Origin of the sequence: Chryseobacterium sp. Marseille-Q3244 (assembly GCF_940807095.1) — a bacterium.
Taxonomy (GTDB): domain Bacteria; phylum Bacteroidota; class Bacteroidia; order Flavobacteriales; family Weeksellaceae; genus Chryseobacterium.
The window spans coordinates 229355-255429 of the sequence record NZ_CALNWX010000007.1; the positions used below are offsets into that span (position 1 = coordinate 229355).

General features: G+C 35.4%; 27 protein-coding genes and 1 pseudogene. 11 read left to right on the forward strand and 17 right to left on the reverse strand.

Annotated elements, in window-relative coordinates; genetic code table 11:
• Nucleotides 1–210: 210 nt before the first annotated feature.
• The 6 genes from NBX25_RS14595 to NBX25_RS14620 all read left to right on the forward strand — a co-directional run bounded on the left by NBX25_RS14595 (nt 211) and on the right by NBX25_RS14620 (nt 7012).
• On the forward strand, nt 211–1233 hold the full coding sequence (locus NBX25_RS14595; protein WP_250254170.1) for a ligase-associated DNA damage response exonuclease: 1023 nt from the start codon (nt 211–213) through the stop codon (nt 1231–1233).
• Nucleotides 1230–2810: an ATP-dependent DNA ligase gene (locus NBX25_RS14600; RefSeq protein WP_250254171.1), complete on the forward strand. Its 1581-nt coding sequence runs from the start codon at nt 1230–1232 to the stop codon at nt 2808–2810. Before NBX25_RS14595 ends, NBX25_RS14600 begins: the two co-directional genes overlap by 4 nt.
• 1 nt (nt 2811) lies before the next feature.
• On the forward strand, nt 2812–5244 hold the full coding sequence (locus NBX25_RS14605; RefSeq protein WP_284346234.1) for a ligase-associated DNA damage response DEXH box helicase: 2433 nt from the start codon (nt 2812–2814) through the stop codon (nt 5242–5244).
• Nucleotides 5245–5365: 121 nt separating this feature from the next.
• Nucleotides 5366–5977 (forward strand): 2,3-bisphosphoglycerate-dependent phosphoglycerate mutase, encoded by a 612-nt coding sequence (locus tag NBX25_RS14610; protein WP_123911494.1) that lies wholly within the window; start codon nt 5366–5368, stop codon nt 5975–5977.
• 55 nt (nt 5978–6032) lie between these two features.
• The gene (gene pdeM / locus NBX25_RS14615; RefSeq protein WP_250254172.1) at nt 6033–6677 is read left to right on the forward strand and encodes a ligase-associated DNA damage response endonuclease PdeM; all 645 of its coding nucleotides are present in this window, start codon (nt 6033–6035) and stop codon (nt 6675–6677) included.
• Nucleotides 6678–6781: 104 nt separating this feature from the next.
• On the forward strand, nt 6782–7012 hold the full coding sequence (locus NBX25_RS14620) for a hypothetical protein (RefSeq protein ID WP_250254173.1): 231 nt from the start codon (nt 6782–6784) through the stop codon (nt 7010–7012).
• A gap of 171 nt (nt 7013–7183) precedes the next feature.
• On the opposite strand, the gene NBX25_RS14625 is transcribed toward NBX25_RS14620, so the two are convergent.
• Together NBX25_RS14625 and NBX25_RS14630 are read right to left on the reverse strand one after the other, a co-directional pair.
• The gene (locus NBX25_RS14625) at nt 7184–8137 is read right to left on the reverse strand and encodes a nitrilase family protein (RefSeq protein ID WP_250254174.1); all 954 of its coding nucleotides are present in this window, start codon (nt 8135–8137) and stop codon (nt 7184–7186) included.
• A 63-nt stretch (nt 8138–8200) separates the two neighbouring features.
• A complete protein-coding gene (locus tag NBX25_RS14630; RefSeq protein ID WP_250254175.1) occupies nt 8201–9022 on the reverse strand; it encodes a helix-turn-helix domain-containing protein in 822 nt (273 codons plus the stop codon).
• Between the two features lie 310 nt (nt 9023–9332).
• Between NBX25_RS14630 and NBX25_RS14635 the strand changes: the two genes are divergently transcribed.
• Nucleotides 9333–9839 carry a pyridoxamine 5'-phosphate oxidase family protein gene (locus NBX25_RS14635; protein ID WP_250254176.1) on the forward strand — a complete coding sequence of 169 codons (507 nt, stop codon included), beginning with the start codon at nt 9333–9335 and terminating at the stop codon, nt 9837–9839.
• A 51-nt stretch (nt 9840–9890) separates the two neighbouring features.
• On the opposite strand, the gene NBX25_RS14640 is transcribed toward NBX25_RS14635, so the two are convergent.
• The 3 genes from NBX25_RS14640 to NBX25_RS14650 form a co-directional block, all read right to left on the reverse strand.
• Nucleotides 9891–10124 (reverse strand): thioredoxin family protein, encoded by a 234-nt coding sequence (locus tag NBX25_RS14640; protein ID WP_123911500.1) that lies wholly within the window; start codon nt 10122–10124, stop codon nt 9891–9893.
• A gap of 9 nt (nt 10125–10133) precedes the next feature.
• On the reverse strand, nt 10134–11018 hold the full coding sequence (locus NBX25_RS14645) for a dihydrodipicolinate synthase family protein (protein ID WP_250254177.1): 885 nt from the start codon (nt 11016–11018) through the stop codon (nt 10134–10136).
• A gap of 159 nt (nt 11019–11177) precedes the next feature.
• A complete protein-coding gene (locus NBX25_RS14650; RefSeq protein ID WP_034698222.1) occupies nt 11178–11633 on the reverse strand; it encodes a cupin domain-containing protein in 456 nt (151 codons plus the stop codon).
• Nucleotides 11634–11734: 101 nt separating this feature from the next.
• On the opposite strand from NBX25_RS14650, the gene pdxR reads away from it, so the two are divergent.
• A complete protein-coding gene (gene pdxR, locus NBX25_RS14655; RefSeq protein WP_250254178.1) occupies nt 11735–13168 on the forward strand; it encodes a MocR-like pyridoxine biosynthesis transcription factor PdxR in 1434 nt (477 codons plus the stop codon).
• A 319-nt stretch (nt 13169–13487) separates the two neighbouring features.
• On the opposite strand, the gene NBX25_RS14660 is transcribed toward pdxR, so the two are convergent.
• Complete coding sequence (locus NBX25_RS14660) at nt 13488–14567, reverse strand: Atu1372/SO_1960 family protein (protein ID WP_502799761.1); 1080 nt, start codon at nt 14565–14567, stop codon at nt 13488–13490.
• A 141-nt stretch (nt 14568–14708) separates the two neighbouring features.
• Here NBX25_RS14660 and NBX25_RS14665 point away from each other — a divergent pair, with 141 nt between their 5' ends.
• On the forward strand, nt 14709–15497 hold the full coding sequence (locus NBX25_RS14665; protein ID WP_250254180.1) for an AraC family transcriptional regulator: 789 nt from the start codon (nt 14709–14711) through the stop codon (nt 15495–15497).
• Between the two features lie 45 nt (nt 15498–15542).
• On the opposite strand, the gene NBX25_RS14670 is transcribed toward NBX25_RS14665, so the two are convergent.
• The 4 genes from NBX25_RS14670 to NBX25_RS14685 all read right to left on the reverse strand — a co-directional run bounded on the left by NBX25_RS14670 (nt 15543) and on the right by NBX25_RS14685 (nt 18715).
• Nucleotides 15543–16043, reverse strand: a complete 501-nt coding sequence (locus tag NBX25_RS14670) for a CinA family protein (RefSeq protein ID WP_250254181.1) — start codon at nt 16041–16043, stop codon at nt 15543–15545.
• 185 nt (nt 16044–16228) lie between these two features.
• Nucleotides 16229–16609 carry a hypothetical protein gene (locus NBX25_RS14675; protein ID WP_250254182.1) on the reverse strand — a complete coding sequence of 127 codons (381 nt, stop codon included), beginning with the start codon at nt 16607–16609 and terminating at the stop codon, nt 16229–16231.
• A 321-nt stretch (nt 16610–16930) separates the two neighbouring features.
• The gene (locus tag NBX25_RS14680) at nt 16931–17527 is read right to left on the reverse strand and encodes a Crp/Fnr family transcriptional regulator (RefSeq protein ID WP_250254183.1); all 597 of its coding nucleotides are present in this window, start codon (nt 17525–17527) and stop codon (nt 16931–16933) included.
• A gap of 303 nt (nt 17528–17830) precedes the next feature.
• On the reverse strand, nt 17831–18715 hold the full coding sequence (locus NBX25_RS14685) for a DMT family transporter (RefSeq protein WP_123911517.1): 885 nt from the start codon (nt 18713–18715) through the stop codon (nt 17831–17833).
• A gap of 96 nt (nt 18716–18811) precedes the next feature.
• Here NBX25_RS14685 and NBX25_RS14690 point away from each other — a divergent pair, with 96 nt between their 5' ends.
• A complete protein-coding gene (locus NBX25_RS14690) occupies nt 18812–20233 on the forward strand; it encodes an aminotransferase-like domain-containing protein (RefSeq protein WP_250254184.1) in 1422 nt (473 codons plus the stop codon).
• Between the two features lie 130 nt (nt 20234–20363).
• Here NBX25_RS14690 and NBX25_RS24900 read toward each other — a convergent pair.
• The 5 genes and pseudogenes from NBX25_RS24900 to NBX25_RS14720 form a co-directional block, all read right to left on the reverse strand.
• Nucleotides 20364–20960, reverse strand: a pseudogene (locus NBX25_RS24900) (Crp/Fnr family transcriptional regulator).
• Nucleotides 20960–21337, reverse strand: a complete 378-nt coding sequence (ytxJ, locus tag NBX25_RS14705; protein WP_250254186.1) for a bacillithiol system redox-active protein YtxJ — start codon at nt 21335–21337, stop codon at nt 20960–20962. Before ytxJ ends, NBX25_RS24900 begins: the two are co-directional and overlap by 1 nt.
• The gene (locus NBX25_RS14710; RefSeq protein WP_228412802.1) at nt 21334–21795 is read right to left on the reverse strand and encodes a DUF1569 domain-containing protein; all 462 of its coding nucleotides are present in this window, start codon (nt 21793–21795) and stop codon (nt 21334–21336) included. The genes ytxJ and NBX25_RS14710 overlap by 4 nt, the downstream gene beginning before the upstream one ends.
• Complete coding sequence (locus NBX25_RS14715) at nt 21789–22325, reverse strand: YfiT family bacillithiol transferase (protein WP_250254187.1); 537 nt, start codon at nt 22323–22325, stop codon at nt 21789–21791. The genes NBX25_RS14710 and NBX25_RS14715 overlap by 7 nt, the downstream gene beginning before the upstream one ends.
• Before the next feature lie 194 nt (nt 22326–22519).
• The gene (locus NBX25_RS14720) at nt 22520–23662 is read right to left on the reverse strand and encodes a DEAD/DEAH box helicase (RefSeq protein WP_123911521.1); all 1143 of its coding nucleotides are present in this window, start codon (nt 23660–23662) and stop codon (nt 22520–22522) included.
• A gap of 247 nt (nt 23663–23909) precedes the next feature.
• On the opposite strand from NBX25_RS14720, the gene pncA reads away from it, so the two are divergent.
• Nucleotides 23910–24515 carry a bifunctional nicotinamidase/pyrazinamidase gene (gene pncA / locus NBX25_RS14725; protein WP_250254188.1) on the forward strand — a complete coding sequence of 202 codons (606 nt, stop codon included), beginning with the start codon at nt 23910–23912 and terminating at the stop codon, nt 24513–24515.
• Nucleotides 24516–24588: 73 nt separating this feature from the next.
• Here the strand turns inward: pncA and NBX25_RS14730 are convergent, their stop codons facing one another.
• Complete coding sequence (locus NBX25_RS14730; protein WP_250254189.1) at nt 24589–25437, reverse strand: sialate O-acetylesterase; 849 nt, start codon at nt 25435–25437, stop codon at nt 24589–24591.
• Entirely contained in the window at nt 25434–26003 is a 570-nt protein-coding gene (locus NBX25_RS14735) for a TetR/AcrR family transcriptional regulator (RefSeq protein WP_250254190.1), read from the reverse strand. Before NBX25_RS14735 ends, NBX25_RS14730 begins: the two co-directional genes overlap by 4 nt.
• Between the last annotated feature and the right edge of the window lie 72 nt (nt 26004–26075).

Sequence of the window (26075 nt, forward strand, 5' to 3'; positions counted from 1 at the left end):
ATAAAACCAGTATTCAACCTTTATGACCAATAAAATATTTACAGCTTAAAAATATTTCTAACAATGTAAGCTTCTTTACATTTTTCTATTTTCTAGCACAAAGCATTTCACCCAATTTTATTTTGATATAGCAATAAATAATAATAAAATTAACAGTTTATCGTAAATTGGTTAAGTTTTTGAAGAAGTGTATACAAACCAATCACACCATTGAAGTTAATCACATTTACCAAAAAAGGAATTTATTGTCCTCAAGGGAAATTCTACATAGATCCCTGGAGGCCTGTGGATTTGGCAGTTATCACCCATGGACATGCTGATCATGCCCGTTGGGGAATGAAGAAATACCTTTGCCATCATTTTACCAAACCTATTCTGTATCAAAGAATTGGAAGTGATATAGAATGTCAGGGGGTAGAATATGGAGAGAAAATCAATATCAACGGCGTTCAGGTTTCATTACATCCTGCCGGACATATTATTGGCTCTGCTCAGATACGATTAGAGTATAAAGGATTTGTAACGGTAATTTCCGGAGATTATAAAGTTCAGGATGATGGTCTCAGCACTCCTTTTGAGCTGGTTAGATGTAATGAGTTTGTTACAGAAAGTACTTTTGGGCTGCCCGTTTATAATTGGTTAGAGATTGACGATTTAAATAAAAAACTGCAGAATTGGGTATTGAAAAATCAGGAAAACAGCAAAACTTCAGTATTCGTTGGATATTCACTTGGAAAGTCCCAACGAATTATGAAAGCTGTAGAAGGATTAGGCAAAATATATGTTCATTATTCTATCGGGAAGTTAAATGAAGCCTTTGAAAATGTAGGAATAGATCTTCCCGAATATACCATTGCCGATTTTAAAGAACGTCCAAAAGAAATGGAACATGAAATTGTCATTGTTCCTCCCGCTTTGCTGGATAGTAATATAATCAAAAAAATCCCCGATTCTGCCACTGCAATATGCTCAGGATGGATGCAGGTTCGGGGAGCCAGACGATGGCGAAGTGCCGATGCAGGTTTTGCCATGAGCGATCATGCCGATTGGAAAGGACTTCTGCAAACTGTAAAAGCTACAGAGGCTGAACTCGTACACGTTACCCATGGACAGACAGAAATATTTTCAAAATATCTGAACGAAATTGGAATTAACGCAGATGTGATAGAAACGCTGTTTGGTGAAGATGAAGAAGTATCTGAAAAAGAAACCATTGAAAATCCAGAGCTATGAGACATTTCGCAGATCTTATCAACGCTTTGGAAACCACCAATAAAACCAATGCTAAAATTGTTGCCATCATTGATTATCTGGAGCGTGCTCCGGATGAAGATAAGGTATGGTTTATTGCCCTATTTACAGGAAAAAGGCCCAAAAGGAATGTCAATACTAACTTGATGAAGGAATGGGCATTGGAAATTACAGAACTTCCTTTCTGGCTCTTTCAGGAAAGCTATTCCTCAGTCGGAGATCTTGGAGAAACAATTTCTTTGATTCTTCCACCACCGGAAGAAAAGATTGAACGAAGCCTTTCCCAATGGATGAAGGATATTATGGCGTTAAAGGAGAAAAATGAGGCAGAAAAGAAAGAATTTGTGCTCCATTCATGGAATGGTCTGGATTATACAGAACGTTTGATTTTCAATAAATTAATAGGCGGAAGTTTTAGAATCGGTGTATCAGATAAGACGCTGATTAATGCATTGAGTAAATTTTCAGGTCAGGAATCCAGTACATTGACCCACAGTTTAATGGGGAAATGGCAGCCTGATGAAGTTTCATTTAAAGAATTAATTTCCGCTGAAAATATAAATCCTGATAATTCCAAACCTTATCCTTTTTGTCTGGCTTATCCACTTGAAAAGCAATTGCAAGAATTAGGAAAACCTGATGAATGGCTGGTAGAATATAAATGGGACGGCATCCGTGGACAGATCATCCGGAGAAATGATGAAGTGTTTATATGGTCCAGAGGTGAAGAATTAGTCACTGAACAGTTTCCTGAAATTGCGGAAGTTGTAAAAGCAATGAAAGGTAATTTTGTTTTAGATGGAGAAATACTTGCGGTGAAGGAAGGTAAAGTTTTAAATTTTAATGAATTACAAAAAAGATTAAACAGAAAAACTTTAACTAAAAAAATGCTCTCGGAAATTCCAATTGAAGTATTTGCTTATGACTTATTGGAACTTGAAAATCACGATGTAAGAGATAAGCCAGTGTCAGCCAGAAGAGCTATGCTGGAAGAATTACTGTTGAATGAAAAGCCTGAAAACATCCTACTTTCCCAGAGCATAGATTTTGAAAAATGGGATGAATTGAATGAGATCAGGGAAAATTCAAGAAGTGTGAACAGTGAAGGGCTCATGTTAAAACAAAAAAACTCACCTTACCATGCAGGCCGGAAAAAAGGCGATTGGTGGAAATGGAAAATCAACCCTTTTACCATTGATGCCGTTCTGATCTATGCTCAAAAAGGCAGTGGAAGGCGAAGTGCTTATTATACAGATTATACTTTTGCTGTAAAAAATGAAGACAAATTGGTAACTATTGCCAAAGCTTATTCAGGATTAACAGACAAGGAAATTATGGAGGTCAGCAAATTTGTAACAAAGAATGCCATTGAGAAATTTGGTCCAGTACGAACTGTAAAAGCAGAGCTGGTTTTTGAAATTGCCTTTGAAGGCATCGGTTTCAGTAACCGGCACAAAAGTGGTGTAGCACTTCGGTTTCCAAGAATTGTAAGATGGCGGAAAGATAAGACGGTAGATGAAATTGATAACCTGGAAGAAATTAAAAAATTAATACAATAACGTGACAGCTTTTGAACATACCAACGGATTTACCATCATTCAGCAATGGATGAAGGATAAGGGCATCTCCCCTTTTAAATTTCAGACTGATACATGGCGGAAATTTGGAAGTGGGTATAGCGGTATGGTGGTAGCTCCTACAGGATTCGGAAAAACTTTTTCTGTTTTTTTAGCATTAATCTCGGACTTTTTAAACCATCCTGACAACTATAAAAAAGGATTGAAAATGATCTGGATCACTCCCCTTCGATCTTTATCCAAAGATATTGCTAAAGCAATGCAGGAAGCGATGGATGAGATTGGCATTGATTGGGTAGTTGGAGTAAGAAATGGAGATACAGATCCTAAAGTAAGACAGCAACAGGTCAGAAAAATGCCTGAAATTCTTGTTGTAACGCCTGAAAGCCTGCACCTTCTGTTGGCTCAGAAAAATCATGAAACTTTTTTCAGGGAGATGAAATGCATTGTTGTAGATGAATGGCATGAATTGTTAGGTTCAAAACGCGGGGTTATGGTAGAATTAGGAATATCACAACTCAGAAATTACGTACCGAAAATGCAGATTTGGGGAATTACGGCTACCATTGGAAACCTGGAGGAAGCAATGGACGTGTTGATTCCTTATGATATAAAAAAAACAAAAATAACGGCCAAAGAACAAAAAAAGATTGATATTATTCCTGTTTTTCCGGATGAAATTGAAATACTACCGTGGGCCGGGCATCTTGGACACAAGCTTGCAGATAAAGTAGTGCCTATTATTCTTGATTCAAAATCCACCATTGTTTTTACCAATACCAGAAGCCAGAGTGAGATGTGGTATCAGTTGCTTTTAGATGCTTATCCGGATTTTGCGGGTCAAATTGCCATTCATCACAGTTCCATCGATGCTCATTTAAGAATCTGGATTGAAGAAAATCTAAGTTCCGGAAAATTAAAAGCGGTTGTTTCCACTTCTTCATTAGATTTAGGAATAGATTTTAAACCCGTTGACACCGTCATTCAAGTTGGCTCAGCAAAAGGAGTCGCCAGGTTTCTTCAACGGGCAGGCCGTAGTGGTCACTCCCCTTTTGAAACCTCCAAAATATATTGTGTACCCACCCACTCTTTAGAATTAATCGAAGTTTCTGCTTTAAAAGAAGCCGTCAAACAAAAAGTAGTAGAACCCAGAGATCCACAGGTGCTGTGTTTTGATGTGCTGGTTCAGTTTCTCATGACTTTGGCCGTAGGAAATGGTTTTTATCCTGATGAGCTATATGAAAGGATTAAAAAAGTATATGCCTTTCAGGAAATAATGGATGAAGAATGGAAAAGTATTCTTGAATTTCTCACCACCGGTGGCAGTGTTTTAAAAAACTATGAAGAATTCCATAAAATTGAGATTATGGAAGATGGATTATATAAAGTGACCTCCCGAAAAATAGCCATGCTTCACCGGATGAATATGGGAGTGATTGTAAGTGATGCCATGCTCAAAGTTAAGTTTATTTCCGGTGGCTATATTGGAATGGTTGAAGAATATTTTATATCCAAACTGAAAAAAGAAGAGAAATTCATTCTGGCAGGAAGAACTCTTGAAGTGGCGATGATTAAAGACATGACTGTTTATGTGAGATCAGCTAAAGGAAAAGCTTTGGTTCCGAGTTATCTTGGTGGAAGGCTGCCTTTAAGTTCCGATCTTGGGCATTTTTTGAGAGAGAAACTTTCGCATGCTTTAAATCCAAAAGCTTCAGAAAAAGAATTAAAGTTCCTGCATCCGCTGCTGGTGAATCAGGAGGAGAATTCTCATATTCCAAAGGATGATGAATTTTTGGTCGAAATGATTAAAAACCGCGAAGGCTATCATCTGTTTATGTATCCTTTTGAAGGTCGTCTGGTCCATGAGGTAATGGCAGCTTTGATTGCCTTTCGAATCTCAAAACTGGTTCCTATTTCCTTTTCAATGGCGATGAATGATTACGGATTTGAATTATTCAGTGATAAGGAAATTCCGTTGAATGAAGAAAATATTCAGCAAATAGTAACCAGAGATAATCTCATGAATGATGTGATTGCCAGTATCAATTCTGCAGAAATGGCAAGGAGAAAATTCAGAGATATTGCCGTGATTTCAGGAATGGTGATTCAAAATTATGCAGGTAAGCAACGATCCAATAAATCATTACAGAGTTCGGCAGGGTTGATTTTTAAAGTGCTGGAAGATTACGATTCCAGTCATTTTTTAATCAAACAGGCCTATACAGAAGTTTTTAATATGCAACTTCAGGAACAGAGGCTCGTGGAAGCTTTTAAAAGAATTGAAAAATCCAGAATTATTTTAAAACATTCCCGTTCCTTTACCCCTTTAAGTTTCCCAATCAAGGTTGACAGTCTTAGACAGACCCTTTCCAGTGAAGGTTTGGATGCAAGAATTAAAAGAATGCTGAAGCTTTGAAACGAATTAATACATGATGATTATCAGGTCTCAACGATAAAAAAATGTCCTTTTTATAACTAAAAGCTTTTAATAAGTTCGTAACTTAGAGTATCTCTTATAAGAGTAAAATATTAAAATAATGGCAAAATTGTTTTTGGTCCGTCACGGACAGTCACTTTGGAATCTTGAAAACAGATTCACAGGTTGGCAGGATATCGATATTACAGAAACGGGAATTGAAGAAGCAAAAAATGCAGGAATTGCCTTAAAAAAAGAAAAAATAGACATTGCCTTCACCTCAGTCTTACTCAGAGCCAAACATACTCTTTCTATTATCCTGGATGAAATAGGAAAACCCAATATCCCTATTGTCATGGATAAAGCTTTGAATGAACGTTCTTATGGAAATCTTGAAGGGCTTAATAAAGCAGAAACCGCATTGAAATACGGAGAAGAGCAGGTTCATACCTGGCGTCGGTCTTTTGATGTAGTTCCACCAGGTGGCGAAAGCCTTAAAGATACTTATAACAGGGTGATTCCTTATTTTGAAAAAGAAATTACCCCTTTGTTGAAACAAGGTGAAAATGTATTGATTGTTGCCCACGGCAATAGCCTCCGCGCACTCATCATGTACCTGGAACACTTATCTCCTGACGAAATTCTGGAAAGAGAAATTGCAACGGGAGTTCCAATCACTTATATTTTTGATGAAAAATTTCATGTAAGCAGAAGAGAGAATAATTATTATTAGAGCAATCTTTTGTAAGAAAACTTAAACTTTAACCCCAACCTTTACTTGATTCACCGTGTTTATAGCCATTAAAGAAATTATCATTCAAAATGATATCTTTATCCTTACTAATCAGCGTGCTGTATTTTGGAAAAAAGAAAAAGCCTTAATTCTTTCTGATCTTCATATTGGTAAGACAGCCCATTTTCGTAAAAATGGTATTGCGGTGGCCAATCATATTATGAAAAGTGATCTGGAAAGATTATCTGCATTGATTGAATATTTCAATCCGGAAAAGTTTATCGTGGTAGGAGATTTGCTTCATGCCGGTGACAATTCTGATGTGGATGAGTTTTGCCGATGGAGAAATCAATATCCCAGCTTGCAATTTTTTCTTATTGAGGGAAATCATGACCGTCTTTCAAAATCTTTAGAGAAAAAACTCTGTCTGCATTTTAAAGCATCTTTATTAGAATTGAGCGTATTTACATTGATTCATGATTTTGATAAAGAAAGAACCGGCTTTCAGATTACAGGTCATATTCACCCTGGAATTGTTTTAAACTCGGCGGTAAAAAGGATCAGGCTTCCCTGCTTTGCACTGAGTGAAAACCAGTTATTACTTCCTGCGTTTAGTGAATTTACAGGCCTGGATACTAAAAATCTGCCTAAGAAAAGTAAGTTTTTTGTGTTTACAGATGCTGAGATCTATGAAGTTTGATTTTTCTTACAGTCAAAGAATTATCCGTTCATAAAAACGTAAAATAAATAGCAAAATATCATATAGTAATTAGTATTTTTACCCCTTAATATAAAACAATTACCATGAAAAAACTAGTTATTTTAGCGGCAAGTACTGCTATTATATTTACACTTAATTCCTGCACTTCTGAACGAGATGAAAATATTACTCCGAAAGAAGCAACCATGAAAACTGATGCTTTAAATCGACAAGGGATGAAAATAGAATCATCCACTTCTAAAACTACACCCCCCATCCAAGGTGATAATCCAGACGATACCATCGATCCAACAAAACCAGACAGACCTAGATAATAGAATCCTATCATTAGCTTAGTCAAATCAACTTGTTAATTTCTTCTTTGCCTCCGTAATATGAAATTATAAGATTAAGATTTTGCGTCTGATTACAATAAATCAGGGTAGATTTTCGATCTACTCTGATTCCTTTATTACATCTTTATTTTTCTATTATAAAATGATTGTTTAACTGTCTTTCTCATCTAGCCATACTACTTTTTGTACAGAAGAATGTTCTTTCCCTATAATATCCTTGTAAAGTTCCGGTCTTCTTGCTTTCAAATACCTGTATCCTCCTGCCTGGGTAAGTTTTTCAGGAGTAATGACAGCTGATTCAAAACTATCTTCAAATGAATGGCATTCCGCAATAATATCACCAAAAGGATCAATAATCACAGAACATCCATTTTTAAGCTGGTCATCATCCATCCCAATTGGATTTGAAAAAATGATATAAGCTCCATTATCGTAAGCCCGTGCCGGCAACCATTTCATAAGCCAATCTCTTCCTTTCATCCCCTTGAATTCAAGTCGTAAAGAAGTAGGATCTTCTACCCTGTTTTCCCAAAGCTGAGGATCTACAAAACCAGCTCCGGGTCTTGTTGAAGGAGTGCACATAGTAACATGAGGCATAAAAATAATATCGGCACCCAGAAGCTTGGTTGCTCTTACATTTTCAATAATATTGTTATCATAGCAAATCAGAATACCGCATTTCCATCCCAGAATTTCAAATACACAGTATTCATTACCTGGAGTAAGATGAGGATTGATAAACGGATGAAGTTTTCTGTATTTGGCTTTCAGTCCGGTTTGATCTACGCATACATAAGCTTTGAAGAGATTGTTATCCACATCTTTTTCAAAAAGCCCGGCTAGAATGACAATATTATATTTTTCAGCAATCTGCTGTAGCCTTTTAATGCTTTCTCCCTCAGGAATAAGTTCGGCAATATCCAGCAGCTGCTCTTTGGAAAGATTTCGGGCAAAAGTATATCCTGTAATGGAGCATTCGTGAAAAGCAATCACGTCAGAACCTTCAGCGGAAGCCTGCTGAGCCAGTTTTTCTATGACAGCAAGGTTATATTTTTTATCTCCGCTTTTATTTTCAAATTGGGCAGTTGAAATTTTAATATTCATTGTTTTTTTCAGCAAATCTATTGCAATCTGCCAGAGAGAAATTGTATAAAACCGACATGAGAATTATAACTCAATGAAGTTAACCGCCATTTTATTTTCCGTTTTTATATACTGTCGCGGAGTGAGTCCTATGCTTTTTTTAAATTCCCTGATCAGATGAGACTGATCCGAATAACCGGCATGATAAGAAAGTGAAGTCATATTTTCATCACTGATTCCTTGATTCATAAGGCTTAAAAAGTAATGAAGGCGAATGATATTCGTATATTTTTTGGGTGAAACTCCCATATAGTTTTCAAATTTTCGCTCCAGGTGCCGTTCAGAATATCCTGTAAAATATTCCAGATCTTTTGATGAAACAGACCCTTTATGTTGAAGAATATATTGCTGAATAGCTGCTATAAGTTGATAATCAGTTCCAGTTTCTTTCGATATAAATCGGGTAAAAAAAATATTCAGATCATCAATAATCGTTAATGGATTTATTTTATCAAAAAGTTGGTCCTGGAATCGGATGAGCTTATCTTTCAATACATCTTCAACAGAAACAATCTGATTCTTAACTTCTTTTGCAGAAGTATTCAGGATCATATTTAGAAAATAAGGTTGAAAAACCACTGCTATAAAAGAAAATTTACCTTTTGAGGAAAAATCTTTATAGCTGTTCAATGTTCCATAAAAAAATGAAGCAGGTATATGCTCCTCTGAAAAATCAGAATACAGATTCATATTAGCAGACAAGATCAATCCGGTACTTCCATCAGTAAATAATCTGACATTTTTTATATCTTTTTCATGGTTTTCCAGAAAGATATAATGTCGGATAAAAGGAGCCAGATGTTTTGGTGGGGAAATCTGCATATTCAAATGTACGCAAAATTTCATCACGCATGATTTTAACTGATGTTATTGCTTGCTATGAATGTATGAACCCTTTTTATTAGTGACGTTCATGGTGATAATTTGTGCCGGAATATTTTTCTTATTCTTAATAAATCTCACACCGAAAAAATACGGGCACTTTTACAACGGCCAATAAGTAAAAAAACTATAAAATTTAAAAAACTTAAGTAAAGATACCACACTTTTCTTTCATTTGGTCAGGTATTTGAATGTTTTAATAAATACAAAAGATTCTATTTTCTGTAATAGAATTTTCTTTTGATATTCAACCAATCACTTAAAATATAATATAATGTCAACACAAAATCTTACCCACCTCGAAGCGATCAAAAAAATCAAAGAACTGTCGGAAAATGCAAGAATATGTATGTTCTGTACAGAATTGGAAACGATACCTGTCAATTCAAGGCCTATGACCTTACAGGAAACAGATGACAGCGGGAACTTATGGTTTATCAGCAGCGGAACCAGTAATAAGAATTTTGAAATAAAAGATGACCGGAGAGTACAGTTATTTTTCATGAATAATAAAGATTCCCAATATCTTTCGGTGTATGGAACGGCTTCTGTTTATAAAGACAAAGCCACTATAGAAGAAAAATGGTCACCTCTTGCAAAAGCCTGGTTTGACGGAAAAGATGATCCCAATGTGACAATTATCCGTGTGGAACCTAAAGAAACCTATTATTGGGATACCAAAGCTGGGAAACTGGTCAGTCTCTTTAGTTTTGTTGCATCAGCAATAACAGGTCATAAAACTAATAATGCTGATGGTGTAGAAGGAAATGCTATCATTTAAAAGATAAAAAAACGGCTCAAGAAATTGAGCCGTTGATATAATATTAATAATCTAATTTTTCACATCTTCTATAGATGCTCCAAAGTTAATATGAAGAACGTTCCCGCCAGGTGTTACTAAAGCTGGTACAGACCTTACCCCTGCTTTTTCAGCTTCTTCAATTTTCTTTTTTTCATTACCCAAATGGATAATTTCAACGTTTTCTAACCCGATAAGGCTGACAATATCATGTTCTGCACTGATGCATACAGGGCATCCTGCATGATAAAAAATGGATTTTTTCATAAGATGGTATTAATGAATAAGGGTTTGAATAATATTTCTTAATTCTTCGGTTTCTTTTTCATGCAAAGGCTTTAAAGGACTTCTCAAATTTCCACCATCTTCACCCAGAATATTCAGACCTGATTTCACAGCTCTTGGTAATCCTTTGTTGACAATGAATTTTAAAAGATCAAACTGTTGATAGAAAATAGTTTTTGCTTTCTCAAGATCCCCTTTTTCAACCGCATTATAAAGACTGATATTGAGCTCAGGGATAAGATTGGGGGCAGCTGTACACCATCCTCTTGCTCCGGCAGAAAATGCAGCCAGAGCCAAAGGGTTTGAGCCGTTATAAAAAGCCACCTCTTCTCCCAGTTCTCGTCTCAAATAATGCATCCTCTGAATATCTCCCGTGCTTTCTTTAATCATGGTTACATTAGGAATTTCAAGCAGCCTTTTCAACAGAGATGGTGACATATCTACTCCACTCGTTGCCGGATTATTGTAAGCCATAATCGGTATAGAAATTTTACGGGCTACAGCATCATAGTGCGCAACAATTTCGTCATCTGTGAGTTTCCAGTAGCTCATCGGAATAATCATCACGGCATCTGCTCCTGCTTTCTCTGCAAATTGAGCATGGTGAATCGTTTTCTCTGTGGTCAGGTTGGAAACCCCTACAAGAGTTGGAATTCTTCCTTTTACCTGTTGTAATGTAGCTTCTGTAACGGCTTCCTTTTCTTCATCAGACAGATAAGGCATTACCCCTGTACTTCCCAATGGAGCGATACCATGATTTCCTGAAATGATAAGCCTTTCTACCAAGTATTTGAAAAGCGGAATATCTACTTTTTCATTTTCATCAAAAGGTGTTATGGGATAAGCTATAATCCCTTTAAATGGCACATTTTTCATGTTTTATTCATTTAAAAATTTAAAATAATTTTTAGCAAAAAAGTTTTAACCCCTAAGAGAGATTTCATTTTAAGTAAAATTTCATTTTGAAAAAGAAAATCATATCCATGATCAATAAAATCAACCAAAATCGTCTCTTAATGGTTAAAAGCATAGGTATTAAAGGTCTCTGCCCTCTTCTTCTCTCAGAGCAACACCTAAGTTTTGTAATTGAGGAGCATTTTCACAGGCAATGTATTTTGCAGGCTCGGTATCACTTAAGTTTTGGTGCTTATGCCATGCCCATGAAGGAATATATACTGCATCTCCTGCTTCCCAGTGTACTCTTTCATCCTCTACTTCCGTCCAGCCTTTTCCTTCAATGACAAATAATACGGTTTCATAAGTATGACGATGTCTGTTCGTTTGTTGTCCAGGAGTTAATCCTCCAATGGTCATACTGACATTCTTACTCGGAAGATCGACAAAGAAAACAGGATGTTTCCTTTCTGTTGAAAACTGATTGTGCTCTCCTGCATTTTCTACATTTTTATGAATTAAATGGCTTGGTTTTACATACTTTGGTCTTGCAAACGTTTCGTGAAAGTCTTTTGAACTGAACTGTTTTTTGTCCATAATTTCTAAAATTTTAAAGTTTTGTGCTTTATTGCATGACAAAATTATTTTATATTTGGACTGTTTAAATGATTCAGTTTTTATATAAATAGATAGTCCAGATGTTAAGGCCTTGGAAATTAGAATTTGAAATCGATAAAAAGCTTGATAAAGCCGTGTATTTACAAATAGCAGATACCATTATTGCTGATATCCGTTCAGGAAGGCTGAAGCCCGGGGATACCCTTCCGGGAAGCCGGAATCTGGCAAACATATTGAAAATCAATAGAAATACAGTCGTAGAAGCTTATCAGGTTTTAATCAATGAAGAATGGGTAATTTCTAAAGAAAGAAAAGGGATTTTTGTCTCAGATCAGCTTCCTGCTTTACATGAAAATAGAACAGAAAAAAGGTTTGCTGCGTTGGAGAACCCCACAATGGCTCATGGGGCTATCATCAATTTTGATGATGGTCATCCGGACAGTAAAATTGCTCCTGTCACTGAATTGGCAAGAGCTTATCGGCAGATTTTTGGAATAAAAGCAAAATGGCAGATGATGGGATATGGAAATGAACATGGAGATATAGAATTCCGGAAAATGATCTCTCAAATGTTGAATCATCAGCGCGGTATGCAAATTAATGAATATGAAATATCCATTACAAGAGGAAGCCAAATGGCGATGTTTCTGACTGCTCAAAGTCTTTTAAGTCCAGGAGACTGTGTCATTGTTGAAGATCCTGGCTACCAACCGGCATGGCAGGCATTTGAATATGCAGGAGCCGAGCTTTTCCCTGTTTCTGTAGATGAAGAAGGAATCAATGTACAGGCTATTGAAAAGCTTTTATCTCAACATAAGAATATTAAAGCCATCTATATTACTCCTCATAGACAATACCCAACAATGGTTACTTTAAGCTTATCAAGGCGTTTAAAATTGATAGAGCTAGCCAATCAACATACTATCACCATCATTGAAGATGATTACGATAATGAATTTCATTTTGGTTACCGTCCTATTCTGCCTATTTCCAGCTTTCCTGAACTCAACCATTATGTATATATCGGAACTTTAAGCAAAGTAGTAGCTCCAGCATTAAGGATTGGATATCTGGCAACGAAAAACCAGGAATTATTACAAAAGATTGGAAGTTTAAGAAAGATTATTGATGTACATGGAGATGTTATTATGGAACAGGCCGTTTTACAGCTTATTAAAGAAGGAGCAGTGAAAAAACATATCAGAAAAGCCACAGCACACTATAAACATAAAAGAGATTTTGTCTACAGCCTTTTGAATAAGTATATGAAAGATGTTGCTGATTTTGTTTTGCCTGAAGGAGGATTAGCTTTCTGGATTGTTCCAAAATTCACATTAGATTGGGACAAGGTGGCGTCAATACTCCTAGAGAAAAACATTAAGATCATTCATCCAAAACAATACAGTAGAAATCACATTAATGGATTCAGATTAAGCTATGGTTCAGTCTCAGAAGAGCAATTGGAACAAAGCATACAGATTATTGCAGGTGTCTTTTCTCAGCTTTCTCAATAGAAGGTATCGCAGGTTACAAATAATACAGATTTATATCCTATCCACAATCACCTGTGTCCATCTGCGAAAATCTGTGGTTGAAAAACCGTAAAAATTAAAAATAAGTTCCCACAGATCTCACAAATAACACAGATCTTTATCTGTTTTCCCTTCTGCAAAAATTGGTGATTAAAAAACTACTACATCCATAATATAGGCAAGAGATTAAATATCATTTCTAAAATTATACAAATAGCGCAAACAGGTGAATGTTTGCGCTATAATTTATCTGCTAATGATCCACATCGCCTGTGAATCAGTAAGATCTGCGAAAAAAGAACTATTCTACTTCAAAAACAGCCTGAATCTCAACAGAAGAATTCACAGGAATAGAAGAAGCTCCGAACGTTGCTCTTGCGTGCTTCCCTTTATCCCCAAAAACCTCAGCCGTAAGATCAGAAGCGATGTTCATCAGATCAGCATGCTTGGTATAATCATCTTTTGTGTTGAAAATTCCCGTAAGCTGTACACACTGTTTGACTCTGCCGAGGTCGCCGCCTACAGCTTCATTAAGAACAGACAAAACATTCAGCATCGTAACTTTGGTAGCTTCTTTTACCTGTTGCTCATTAAGATCCACTCCTAATTTTCCCGGATTAAAGATCTTTCCGTCTTTTAAGGCAACCTGATTGATGAAAACAAGGTTCCCTGAACGAACAAACGGCTGATAATTTCCTGCAGGTTTCGGAACTTGTGGAAGTACAATATTTTTCTGTTTTAAAACTTCATTAAAATTTTGATGGTTTTCAACGATGGAAGCAACTTTTTTCGGGTGTGTATCTTTTAGAGCCAATGATACTTTTGCAAAATTTCTCCCTTGAAGTTCTGCCAAAGATCTTTCTCCTTTCGTAGGACGTTCAACATCTTTCAGAGAGGCCATAGTAGTAATTCCTAGTACTGTATTTCCTTGTGGGATTGCTTTATTCAGTCCTTCGGTTCCGCGGATTCCATTAGATACCAGAACCATTCCGTGCACAGCAAGACTGTTCCAGAATGCCTGAAGAGCCAGTTCTTTTCCTGCTCCGCTTCCTGCAGACATAAAAACAGTTGCCGGAACTCCTTCCAGAGCATGATTGGTCCAAAGCTGAACAGTTTTAGATAAAAATTCACTCATTCCGGTACTGATATTTCCGAAATAAACAGGTGACCCGAAAGCAATTCCATCATAGCCGGAAAGCTCATCCACTGTTGCAACAGGAAGATTTTTCAAATTGGGATTCTCTGATGGTTTAACCAATTTGATATAAGAAGTAGCATTATTCTCACTCTCAATACCTTTAGCAATTTCCTTGGCCAATTCATAGGTTCCACCATTATCTGAATGTATAAGAACCAGTATTTTAGCTTTATTCTGTGCCATAATCTGTGTGGTGTTAAATAGTAAAATTAAAATAAAAAAAGAACATATTTTTTTCATTCTGAACAGGGTATAAATTAATAATACAAAATTAATAATGGCGTTTTTATTAAATTTGCCAAAAAATATATACAAAACGACAGCATGAAATGTGGACTGATTGAAAAAACAGAAAGCCAGTTTGTAGATACCATTGAAAAAGAAGCATACGTATGGTGCGAAAAAGACTGGAAACATGATGACTATGAGCATGTTCATAACCGTGCTCAGTTAACTTTTGTGGAAGACGGGTATCAGTATTTCCATATTGACCAGAAGATCTATCTTGTGCCACAGCATCATGTGATCTGGGTTCCCTCTGGAAAAGCACATAAAATTACTTCCGAAGCTCAAACGGTTAATCTCATGGTTTTCCTATTCAAATCTGTATTTGAAGAAGAGTTTTATCAGAATATTCAAGTATTTGCAGTTCCACCTGTTTTGAAGGAAATGTTATTATACGCGGCAAAATGGAATCAATCTCTGGATGAAAACGAAGAACAGGATATTTTCTTTAAAGCGATTTTAAAAAGTCTTCCTAATTTCTGCAAAGAAAGTAATGGCCTTGAAATACCTATCCCCAAAGACACAAGATTAATTCCGGTTTGTAATGATATCAATTCCAATTTTAAATATAATCTGGATATTGATGCATTGGCTGCTAAGGCACAAATGTCTGTACGAAGTTTACAACGGATTTTTAAAAATGAGACAGGCATTACCTTACAGAAATACCTTCAACTGACCAGAATTTTAAAAAGTATAGAATTTATAGATACAAAGCAATTCACTTTAAGCGAAGTGGCTTACAAAGTAGGATATCAAAGTTTATCCGCCTTTACCTCATCCTATTTTGCAGTGATGAAGGCAAAACCTAAAGTGTATAAAAATTAAAGACTTTTTGTTTGACTGTATTATTAATATCCTCTATTTAAATGATTATTTTAAAATTAACAGCCTATTGAGCTCGCTTTTAAAACATCCCAAAATGAATTCTGTATAATAGAGCTGAGCATCCAGTGCTTGTGTTTTTGGGTGCAATTCCAATTTTTTAGTAAGAACGATCTCTCCTTTGTATGAAAATGAGAAAAAAATAAATATTCTATAGGATGAATTACGGATTGGAGTAGAATAACCTGTTACAGCAATAGACCAATCGGACTCAAAAAGATGAGCTACTTGTAATGCCATGGTTTCTGCAATATTTTCCGAAACACAATCATTCTCTTCTGCTTCTTTTTTGTTTACTTTTAATAATCTTACTTTTTCCGTCAAGGTATAAGTAGTTATTCCTCCCTTGTATAGTAAAGAGGCGTTGGGCATCTGTGAAAAAGCCAATTGTAAACAACCTGATGTTACGCTTTCAGCAATAGAAATTGTTTCATCAGCTGTTATCAGACAATGACTGATATATTCGAGAAGGTTTTTTTGAAATTCCATAACATTATTATTTAAGAAATTTTGATTAGAATTCCTGCACATTCATTTTTAAAAGCCGTAGATGTGAATTCCTTTGGTTAATTATCATCAATAAATTTCAGGAGCTTTGAGGGTAAAAAAAGTGTGTTTTCATATAATATATCGAATATAGTGGGTATGAAGGTGTTTTTTATAGTAAACAAACATTATTTATTTTTACCATGCTCCAACATATTAAGCAGCTTATTGATTGATTCTTCTTCTTTCAATACTTTATAATAAGCCGTTTTGGCATATAAAGTAAAGGATGGTGGCTCAACTCTTATCTCTGTAACCCTTTCGGAAATATCCATTACATTTCTGGTATGAAATTCATGAATGTGCAGGAGGTATTCTTTAATATAGTTGTCAATAATCTTTTTTAAAATCTCACATTTTGCATTGTTTTTAATCTTTTCTAAAGACTTAATCAGAAAGGCTGTTACTCCGTATGAATTGATAATACTTGGAAATAAAGACTCATTTTCAATCGCATTATTTTTATCATTCAGCCCGGAATGTTGTAAGGTGTCATTTTCAAATACCATATATAAAAAGTTATTAGTTGTTAGCATTCGCTATTGATTCTGATTTTTGTGATGTCATCGTACCTCCGGAGCTTTAGAAAACTAATCAATCAAATGTACGTCCGAATAACTCACTTTTTTATGACTTGAATCATGTTTGAGAATATTAATTTAGAGTTTTGTATTTAAACATGATATCCCAACCATGTTCTATCTTTTTTAAGGTATAGATCATATTTTCTACCCAAGATCCCATGAAATTGGACTCTTCCTCAAATGTATGCAGCTTATTGTTTCATATTACCCTACAAATTTTAGTAAAAATGACAAAACTCTCTATTGTTAATACAAGATTTTACGATTTTCAATTTTCAGGATCTTATCTCTTTCCATGTGTTTGATCGTTCTTATAGCCGTCTCTACACAAAGGCCTGTAAGGCTTGCCATCTGTTGCCTCGTTAATGGGATCATAAAAGAATAAGGGCTTTCATCATCCTGAAAACTCTTAAGGTAATCCATCAGTCCTTTCAATCTGATAGTTGGATTTTGTGAGGAAATATTGAGCATCATAACGAATTTATAATAAATACGTTGTGATAAAAAACGGGTAACTTCCATACATAACTTGGGAGAAGTACTTAATAAATTGAAGAATGCAGATTTATCAAGCCGTAAAACACTACATTCAGTAATGGCTTCTGCATTCATAGGATAAGGCTTATTGATAAATAGAATAGATTCTCCGCAACTCTGCCCATCTGATAAAAAATTTTGTATAAATTCTTTCCCTTCTTCATTATAGTTGTTAAGTTTTACTTCTCCTGTAATAATTTGATAATAATAATGAGGAATATCTCCTTCCAGGAATATACTTTCTGTGGATTTGTATTCTCTTACTTCTGCTCCTGCTAATCTTAAAATATTTTCGTCAATAACCATAATAATAGTTTTTTTAATGTTGTTTTTTCCTTTCTAGTCTTAGTAAAAATATCATTAGGAATTGAAGATAGATATATACAAAAATCAAACCTTAACTATTATTATACATGTTAAATAAAGTTAAAAACACCACGCCATGTTCAATTAATATATTTTATTAATAATTATTTGATATTTAATTACTTCTTTTTTTATCAATTTAAAATATCACATTTATATATAAGATAAAAAACCGCTTTCAAAAATGTGAAAGCGGTCTTTATCTAAATCCGTTTAAATCAGAATGTATTCTTCTTACTTTATTTATTTCGCAAACTTTTTAGTTCCTGCCACACACAAAATAACTCCAACAGTAATGCCCAGCATTCCTATACTTACCTGCTCATGAAGCAAATATGCCGCTAAAGCAAGTCCAAAAAACGGCTGTAATAGCTGAAGCTGCCCTACTGTGGTAATTCCACCCTGTGCCAGTCCTTTATACCAGAATATAAACCCAATAAACATACTGAACAGAGAAATATAACCTAAGCCAAACCACCCTCTAAAGCTTATGGATGCTACATTGGATGGAAAATAAATAAAAAATAAAGGAAGCATAACAGGCAGAGATAAAACAAGTGCCCATGAAATAACCTGCCATCCTCCTAATGTTTTAGAAAGCTTAGCACCTTCTGCATACCCCATTCCACATAGAATAATGGCAAGAAGCATCAGAATATCGCCGATCGGAGAAGCTGAAATTCCCTGCGAAAACGCATAGCCAATTACTAAAAGACTTCCGATTACAGAAAAAATCCAGAATACAGGATGTGGCTTTTCTCCACCACGAAAAACCCCAAAAATAGCAGTAGCTAATGGGAGCATTCCCAAAAACACAATAGAATGCGCAGAGGTAAGATATTGCAATGCCAATGAGGAAAGCAATGGAAATCCTATCACACAGCCTATAGCCACAAGAGCTAGAGGAAATAACTGATTTTTTGCAGGTCGTTTTTCTTTATAGATCAACAATACTGAAAGGGCCAGTACTCCGGCAATTACTGCACGTGCAATTGTTGCGAATATAGGATTCATTTCCATGACTGCAAGCTTAGTAGCTGGCATAGAACCACTAAAAAGCAATACCCCTATAAAACCATTGATCCAACCGCTTACAGCTTGGTCTTTTGAAATTGTATCTGTCATCATTTTGATAAGCTTTAATTATTTAGGTCAAAATTAAAAAGGATAATTCGACAAACACAGTATCAGTTTTGTATATTTGCATGAGCACAGTTAAAAAATATGAGTAAAGAATTCTTATACACAGAAATTGCAGACGGTATTGCCTATCAGATTCGAAATGGAGTACTAAAAGCAGGAGATAAACTTCCTTCCGTACGAATGCTATGCAATGAACATAAGGTAAGTATGAACACCGCAAAACGTGTTTTCCTTGAACTTGAATCTCAATCCCTCGTAGAATCGAAACCACAATCCGGATATTTTGTAAGCCAATTATTATCTGTAAAGCTTCCATTGCCAGCAGTAAGCCGCCCTTCTTTGATTGCCAATAATGATGAACCTGATGAATTGATCAGTAAGGTTTATGAAAATATGGGCAAAAAAGACATTACCTTCTTTTCTATTGGAATTCCTTCCGGAGATCTTCTTCCCCAGGCAAAACTGAAAAAAGAGATTGTACATGCCATAAGAGAATTAAAAGAAGGTGGAACAGAATATGAAGAACTGCAGGGAAATCTGAAACTCAGAAGAATGATTGCTGTACGCTCATTACAATGGAGCGGAAATCTTAATGAAAATGATCTGGTAACTACAAATGGCGGGATGAATGCTTTATCCTTCTGTTTAATGGCTCTGGGAAAGCCAGGTGATACCATTGCTATTGAAAGTCCGTGTTATCCGGGAATTTTACAATTGGCAAATGGATTAGGATTAAAAGTCCTTGAACTTCCTACTCATCCTACTACAGGAATAGAAATTGATGCTCTAAAGAAATTAATTCCAAAAATTGATTTGTGTCTTTTAATTCCCAATTTTAATTCTCCCTTGGGAAGCTGTATGCCTGACGGAAATAAGAAAGAGATTGTAAAAATTCTGTCAGAAAATAATATTCCATTAATTGAGGATGATGTGTATGGAGATCTATATTTTGGCTCCAGCCGTCCGAAATGCTGTAAATCTTTTGATAAAGATGGAAATGTACTGTATTGCAGCTCCATTTCAAAAACATTGGCTCCAGGATACCGTGTAGGTTGGATTGCTCCTGGAAAATATAAAGATAAAATACTAAAACTTAAGCTTTTACATTCTACCTCCTCCATTTCGATTGTGAATGAAGCGGTAGCCAATTTCATGAAATCCGGAAGGTACGAAAAGCATCTTCAGCAGCTTAGAAAAACGTTACAGAGTAATTATCAGAATTATGTACAAACCATCGCTGACTCTTTTCCGGAAGGCACCAAAACCAGCCGTCCACAGGGAGGATTATCTTTATGGGTAGAATTTGATAAGAAAATCCGAACCACAGAACTTTATGATCTTGCCATCAAACAGAATATCAGTATTGCACCCGGAAGAATGTTTACTTTCCAGGAGCAATTTGAAAATTGTTTAAGACTTTGTATCGGGCTTCCATGGTCAGAAGATACGCAGGCAAAACTAAAACAGGTCGGACAACTGGCCAAAAGGATTTATTTAAGATAAGAAACACAGAAATTGAAGTTTTAAGAATATCTTAAGTTAGTCTTATTGACATTGCAATGATGAAGAATAATTTAACAATGCAGTTAAAGTTATTTTGTACTCAATAGAACTTCCTGCCTCCAGCCTTTTTTTATTTATTGTCAGGTACGAAATTCTTTCTTGCCAGTTCTTTCCTTACACGGCTTAAGCTTTCAGGAGTAATACCAAGATAAGAAGCAATCATCCATTGAGGAACTCTAAGAAGCAGATCCGGGTACATTTTAATAAACTTCATATACCTTTCCTCTGCAGTCTCTCCCAGCAAGGAATTAATCCTGTTCTGAAGACTTCTGATATGTTTCTGAAGCAGAAAATCACTACGTTCAATGCTGTTAGGGAATTATTCTACCAGTTTATTGAAGAAATCAGGATGTAAAAATAAAACTTCCGAATCTTCTACCGCTTCTATATAGTAATTGGATTTTTCATTAAAATAAAGACTGCTTCGGTCAGAAATCAGCCAACTTTCAGGAGCAAACTGTATAATATGCTCCTTTCCATTCTTATCAATGGAGTACATTTTCAAAAGACCTTTTTCTACAAAGAATATATGCCTGCATATTTCGCCGTACTGAAGAAGAAATTGATTTTTAGGAATCTTTTTTACTTCATAATGCAGGCTGCAGGTATTCACACTTTGAAGGGGAACGTTTAAAACTTTGGCTAAATAATTATTAATATTCTTCATTATATGATTTGGCTTAAAGAAATGTCCTGGTGCGAAGCGCTGTTAACGGGCTTTCCGTTTTCTATAACAATCAGCTGCGGACTTTCATGTCTTATCCCAAAATCCTCAGCAATTTTATTTGAAAGAGGGCGGTAAGCCAATAGATCAAGGTAATATACTTCTACCTTATCTTCTGAATTTTCAATCTCCTTTTCAAAGTTTCTCAATACAGTCTTGCTGATAAAACAGCTAGTTGAATGTTTGAATATAGCTATTTTATGCTGATAAGAACTCTCAATGGCTTTTGTCAGGTCTTCTTCAGACGTTATATTCTTCCAGAAAGATTTTTGATCAGAGGGTTGATTATTTCCACCGAATATTTTATCAAAAAAACTCATACATTAAATTGTTTTAAGTGATGATCAAGATGTTTATATTCTAAAAATTCCCAGTCTTTTTCAGTCATGTTACCGAATAATCTGTGGCTGTCCGGAAGTTTTTTGTTTTCACAGGCTTCCCGGAATTCTTCCAGCGTTTTCAGCAGATTGGTTTTTGATTCATCAAAATCACACTCAAAATTAACGATTAGTTTTTGAAAAGTAGGCATGTTTCTGGGAATTCCGTTATTGAAAACATACATTTCTATTTTTGTAACGATTCCTATTGTCTCAAACAGAAGATTAATGCGTGGAAGTTCTATTTTCTTCAGAGCTACCTGAAGAACTAGATCACAGTGCATTAGCATTTGACAAACATCCATTTTTCCCCATTTTCTTTGGCTGTCTGTAGATAATCTGGAAATTCTGTCTGTAATTTCCTTAAAGTATATGGGATGAGCTAAATATTTTTTTACCAACCTTTTTCTTTCTTCAGATTTTCAATATGGGCGAAATGATGGTCACAATGCCAGACATATAATGCAAGATTATCCCTTAAATTGTAATTTCTGTTGTGTTCAGGATGATGAAAAGTTCTTTCAAACTGTTTATTGGTAAGACTTTTAAGAAGCACAGTCCATCGTTGGTGCGTTCCCTTTATCATTCTCATAGCCGGTTTTAAAGGCATCTCAATACTATCCTGAAGTTCAGCCCACTTGGCTTCATCATAAGGTTTAATCGTTGGGTTATCTTCAGTAAGAGCTAGCTTAAAGCGGATAAAGCTGTTCATATGGCTGTCAGCAATATGATTAACAAGCTGTCTTACGGTCCATCCCCCTTCTCTGTAAGGCGTATCAAGTTGTTCATCTGTAAAATGTTCAATGAGATTCTTAAGTTTTCCGGGAAAGTCTTTAATTGCTTTAATATAAATATCTAAAGTGGTATCACAGATATTTTCAGGGGCTTCAAACTGTCCTATAGGAAATTTTTTGTTTGAGAGATCACTCATTGCTCAGGTTTTAATTTTTAATTAGTATCGATTGGTCTATTCCTTCAATTTAAGGCAAACCTTTATCTGATTCTGTAAATTTATTAAAATTCAAGAAATTTGAATATGAAAAAAATGTTAATTGTAATGATTATATATGAAATACAAAAAAGCTCCAATTATATACAATTGGAGCTTTTATTTTAATTTATATTTTAGTAACCATGTAAATCAATTCCCTCTGTTCTCTCTAAGGTTACTTTTTTACCCATTTTCTTTTGAATGACCCTGAAATGCTGCAATTCATCATCCGTCAAAATATTAATAGCAACACCCTTTTCATTGGCACGACCTGTTCTACCAATACGGTGAATGTAATCCAAAGGTGAGCGTGGCAATTCATAATTGATAACACAAGGTAAATAATCGATATGGATTCCACGACCTATTAAATCTGTAGCCACCAATATTTGCGCTCCATTGGATTTAAATTCTTCTAAATTATTTTTTCGGGCACCCTGAGATTTCTGGCTGTGAATAGCAACCGCTTTAATTTTATTCTTTTTAAGTTTTTCCACTAAATTATCCGCAGATCTCGTGGACGAAACAAATATCAAGGCTTTTTCAACTTTCTTTTCTTTAATTAAATACCTTAAAAAAGGACCCTTGTTTTCCGGAGAAACATGATAAGCAAATTGCTCGATATTGTCAATTTCAACTTCTTCTTTTTTAATTTCAATAATCGTAGGGTGAATAGATAAACGTTCTTTCATTTCAGAAACTTTATCATTTAAAGTCGCTGAGAATAAAGTAGTTTGTTTCACTACAGGCATTAAAGCAAAAAGCTTATTCATTTCTTCGCCAAAGCCTAACTGAAACATCTTATCCGCTTCATCAATGACTAAATGCTGAATTTCTGAAATACTCAATGCATTATGGTCAATCAAATCCAGTAAACGTCCGGGAGTTGCGATAAGAACTTCAACCCCAAACATTCCTTTCATCTGAGGATTGATAGAAACTCCTCCATAAACAGCCATAGTACGGATTTCACGTTTCAGATTTTCCGTAAATGCTCTGAAAACCTCATCAATCTGAATGGCTAATTCACGGGTAGGCACCAATATTAACACCTGAATATTTCGTCCTTTTTTAGCTTCTGTATTTTGTAATTTTTCTAAAATCGGCATCACAAAACAAGCTGTTTTCCCGGAACCTGTCTGTGCAATTCCCATCAGATCTTTCCCTTGTAAAATAACAGGTACGGCTTGTTCCTGGATTGGGAAAGGTTTTAAATACCCAAGTTTTTTAACGGAACGAATAATATTGTGTGATAATCCTAACGATTCAAATGACATAAAACTATTTATTTGCTGCAAAGATACGCTAAAAGGCTGGAAGCTGGGTGATGGAAAAAGGAAGTAATGATGATATAAAAACAATAATACTCCTTATTAAAGGAACAGTTAGTAATTGCAAAACAAAAGTAACTTCCAGCTTCCCTCCTTTTAACTTTTTTATTGCCGATTTGTCCGATAATTTGGTTTTGGACAAATTTTTGCCAATTAGTTTTGTAAATTTATCAAAAATTCGAGAAATCAAAATATGAAAAAAGCATTAATAATAGTCGATGTACAGAATGATTTTTGTGAAGGCGGAGCATTAGCAGTACCGGGAGCCAATGAGATTATTCCTTATATCAACCTTCTGATGGATGAAAATGAATATGACCAGATTATTTTAACTCAAGACTGGCATCCCATAGGACATAAAAGCTTTGCAAGCAGTAACGGACGTAAAGTAGGAGAAAGTATTATTCTAAATGGTGTACCCCAGTTTATGTGGCCGGATCATTGTGTACAGGGAACTTTCGGTGCTGAATTCCATAAAGACTTAAACCAAAGCAAGGTTACCCATATCATACAAAAAGGAAAAAACCTTGAAATTGATAGCTATAGTGGCTTTCAGGACAACAATCATTTCATGAAAACCGGATTGGATGATTTCTTGAAATACCATGATATTCAGTTAGTGGAAATTGCAGGACTGGCGATGGATTATTGTGTAAAATTCACAGCTCAGGATGCTGTAGCCAATGGATATATCACTTGTCTTCATTTTAATGGAACCAAAGCTGTCAATGTAAAGCCTGATAATGGCAGAGATGCAATCTATGAAATGATTGAAAAAGGAGTAACCGTACTTGGATAAAATAATAATGTGATCTTTGAAAGGATCAAAAAACAGCACCATCATTGGTGCTGTTTTTTTTAAAATAAATATATTACGTCCCACTCAGGATAGCTAATTCTGACAGAAAATCTTTAGATTCAATATTTCCAACTGCAAATTCATGCTCCAATAGTTTGATTTTTTCGGTTTGGGTATAAGGACGGTTATAGATTGTTGTTAATCTGTTTTCTTCATCATTATGAGGTTCAAGAAGATGTTTTAAATCACGAAAAGCACTGTAATATCTGACCCCCAATATTCTTTGTGACAAAGCATTAAAATGAATATTGTCAGCATTGGCCGTAAGTCCTTTCGCCGTAACAAAATAACTGTTGGCATGTGTTTTTGCAAAGTCTTCCAATTCGTGATTAATTAAAGCGTATGAAGCAAAATATTTCCCAAAGATCCCATTAGGTAGAAAGTCTCCTAAACCACCTATCATAAGAGGAATTTCCGGAACATTTAATTCCTGACGTAATGTCTTAATTATTACAGCAAATTTTTCACTATATATATAAGCTTTTTCCGGAGAACAATCATTTTCACCCTGATGCCATAAGATTCCGGAAAGCTGACTTGTTCGTTGTGCAAGTTTAGCCTGTGATATCGCATTTTCAAATAAAGCATTCCCTACAGCCCAGTCATCAAGGCTGGTTCCACCATCAGCGCATGGAATTAATCCAATCTCATCTTCCGGGTTATCGAGCCTCCAGGATGCAGCAAATGAAGCGGCAAGTCCCACACCGGAACTGGGACGGTCAAAATTAATAGGTTCGGACATGATTTGCCATAATCCGTTTCTTTGCATTTTAATATGCTCATCATAAATAGACGGGACTTCTTTAAAATAGCCGCGACCAGCCATATTCGACTGACCTATCATTAAAAAGGAATGTATCATTTTTTATTTATTTGTATACCAATACTTCTGCTGAATGAATACCAGGCCAGTTTTTTTACTTCATTTTGGGCAATATCTCCAGATCTGAACGCCATAATCGTTGCCGTGATCACACTGGTAAAAAGAATTCTTATCCAGGGTAAAGGAAACCGGTCATCTATCACCTTCTGTTTTTGTAATTTCTGAATAGCATCAAACAACTGATCTCTTCTTTTAAAATAAGCTGCACTTTGCTCACTTTCGTATCGTGTTGAAGAGGATGTACCATTATCATTCAGTTTAATGAGAAAAGCATACTTTGTTCCGCTGTCAATTCCGGCATATAATAGATGTTCAAGTTGTACTAAGGGATCTTCAGAGCTGTTACAAGCTTTAATAGCCGCCACCTGCCATGCCTCCATCATATTTTTATTGCATGCTTCCAGTAATTCATTTCGGCTTTTAAAATATCGGTGAAGTGTTCTTCTATTCAGACTGCAATGTATTGCTATATCCTCCAATGTTGCCGAAAAATCATCGTTTAAAACTGATATCGCTGCTTCAATAATTTTCTGCTGAGTATTCATAAATTCTTTATTGACCCAAAATTACGACAAATGTCTCAAAAATGAGACATTTTATTTTAAATAAGACAAAAG

Bases quoted from the DNA above. Each gene is read 5' to 3' on its own strand.
- NBX25_RS14625 (WP_250254174.1), bottom strand. From the start codon at position 8,137: ATGAATATTAAAATTTCAACTGCCCAATTTGAAAATAAAAGCGGAGAT.
- NBX25_RS14715 (WP_250254187.1), bottom strand. From the start codon at position 22,325: ATGAGTGATCTCTCAAACAAAAAATTTCCTATAGGACAGTTTGAAGCC.
- ytxJ (WP_250254186.1), bottom strand. From the start codon at position 21,337: ATGAGTTTTTTTGATAAAATATTCGGTGGAAATAATCAACCCTCTGAT.
- NBX25_RS14665 (WP_250254180.1), top strand. From the start codon at position 14,709: ATGAAATGTGGACTGATTGAAAAAACAGAAAGCCAGTTTGTAGATACC.
- NBX25_RS14660 (WP_502799761.1), bottom strand. From the start codon at position 14,567: ATGGCACAGAATAAAGCTAAAATACTGGTTCTTATACATTCAGATAAT.
- NBX25_RS14685 (WP_123911517.1), bottom strand. From the start codon at position 18,715: ATGATGACAGATACAATTTCAAAAGACCAAGCTGTAAGCGGTTGGATC.
- NBX25_RS14610 (WP_123911494.1), top strand. From the start codon at position 5,366: ATGGCAAAATTGTTTTTGGTCCGTCACGGACAGTCACTTTGGAATCTT.
- NBX25_RS14720 (WP_123911521.1), bottom strand. From the start codon at position 23,662: ATGTCATTTGAATCGTTAGGATTATCACACAATATTATTCGTTCCGTT.
- NBX25_RS14735 (WP_250254190.1), bottom strand. From the start codon at position 26,003: ATGAATACTCAGCAGAAAATTATTGAAGCAGCGATATCAGTTTTAAAC.
- NBX25_RS14730 (WP_250254189.1), bottom strand. From the start codon at position 25,437: ATGATACATTCCTTTTTAATGATAGGTCAGTCGAATATGGCTGGTCGC.
- NBX25_RS14640 (WP_123911500.1), bottom strand. From the start codon at position 10,124: ATGAAAAAATCCATTTTTTATCATGCAGGATGCCCTGTATGCATCAGT.
- pncA (WP_250254188.1), top strand. From the start codon at position 23,910: ATGAAAAAAGCATTAATAATAGTCGATGTACAGAATGATTTTTGTGAA.
- NBX25_RS14630 (WP_250254175.1), bottom strand. From the start codon at position 9,022: ATGAAATTTTGCGTACATTTGAATATGCAGATTTCCCCACCAAAACAT.
- NBX25_RS14680 (WP_250254183.1), bottom strand. From the start codon at position 17,527: ATGGTTATTGACGAAAATATTTTAAGATTAGCAGGAGCAGAAGTAAGA.
- NBX25_RS14620 (WP_250254173.1), top strand. From the start codon at position 6,782: ATGAAAAAACTAGTTATTTTAGCGGCAAGTACTGCTATTATATTTACA.
- NBX25_RS14645 (WP_250254177.1), bottom strand. From the start codon at position 11,018: ATGAAAAATGTGCCATTTAAAGGGATTATAGCTTATCCCATAACACCT.
- NBX25_RS14635 (WP_250254176.1), top strand. From the start codon at position 9,333: ATGTCAACACAAAATCTTACCCACCTCGAAGCGATCAAAAAAATCAAA.
- NBX25_RS14650 (WP_034698222.1), bottom strand. From the start codon at position 11,633: ATGGACAAAAAACAGTTCAGTTCAAAAGACTTTCACGAAACGTTTGCA.
- NBX25_RS14675 (WP_250254182.1), bottom strand. From the start codon at position 16,609: ATGGTATTTGAAAATGACACCTTACAACATTCCGGGCTGAATGATAAA.
- pdxR (WP_250254178.1), top strand. From the start codon at position 11,735: ATGTTAAGGCCTTGGAAATTAGAATTTGAAATCGATAAAAAGCTTGAT.
- NBX25_RS14690 (WP_250254184.1), top strand. From the start codon at position 18,812: ATGAGTAAAGAATTCTTATACACAGAAATTGCAGACGGTATTGCCTAT.
- NBX25_RS14600 (WP_250254171.1), top strand. From the start codon at position 1,230: ATGAGACATTTCGCAGATCTTATCAACGCTTTGGAAACCACCAATAAA.
- NBX25_RS14670 (WP_250254181.1), bottom strand. From the start codon at position 16,043: ATGGAATTTCAAAAAAACCTTCTCGAATATATCAGTCATTGTCTGATA.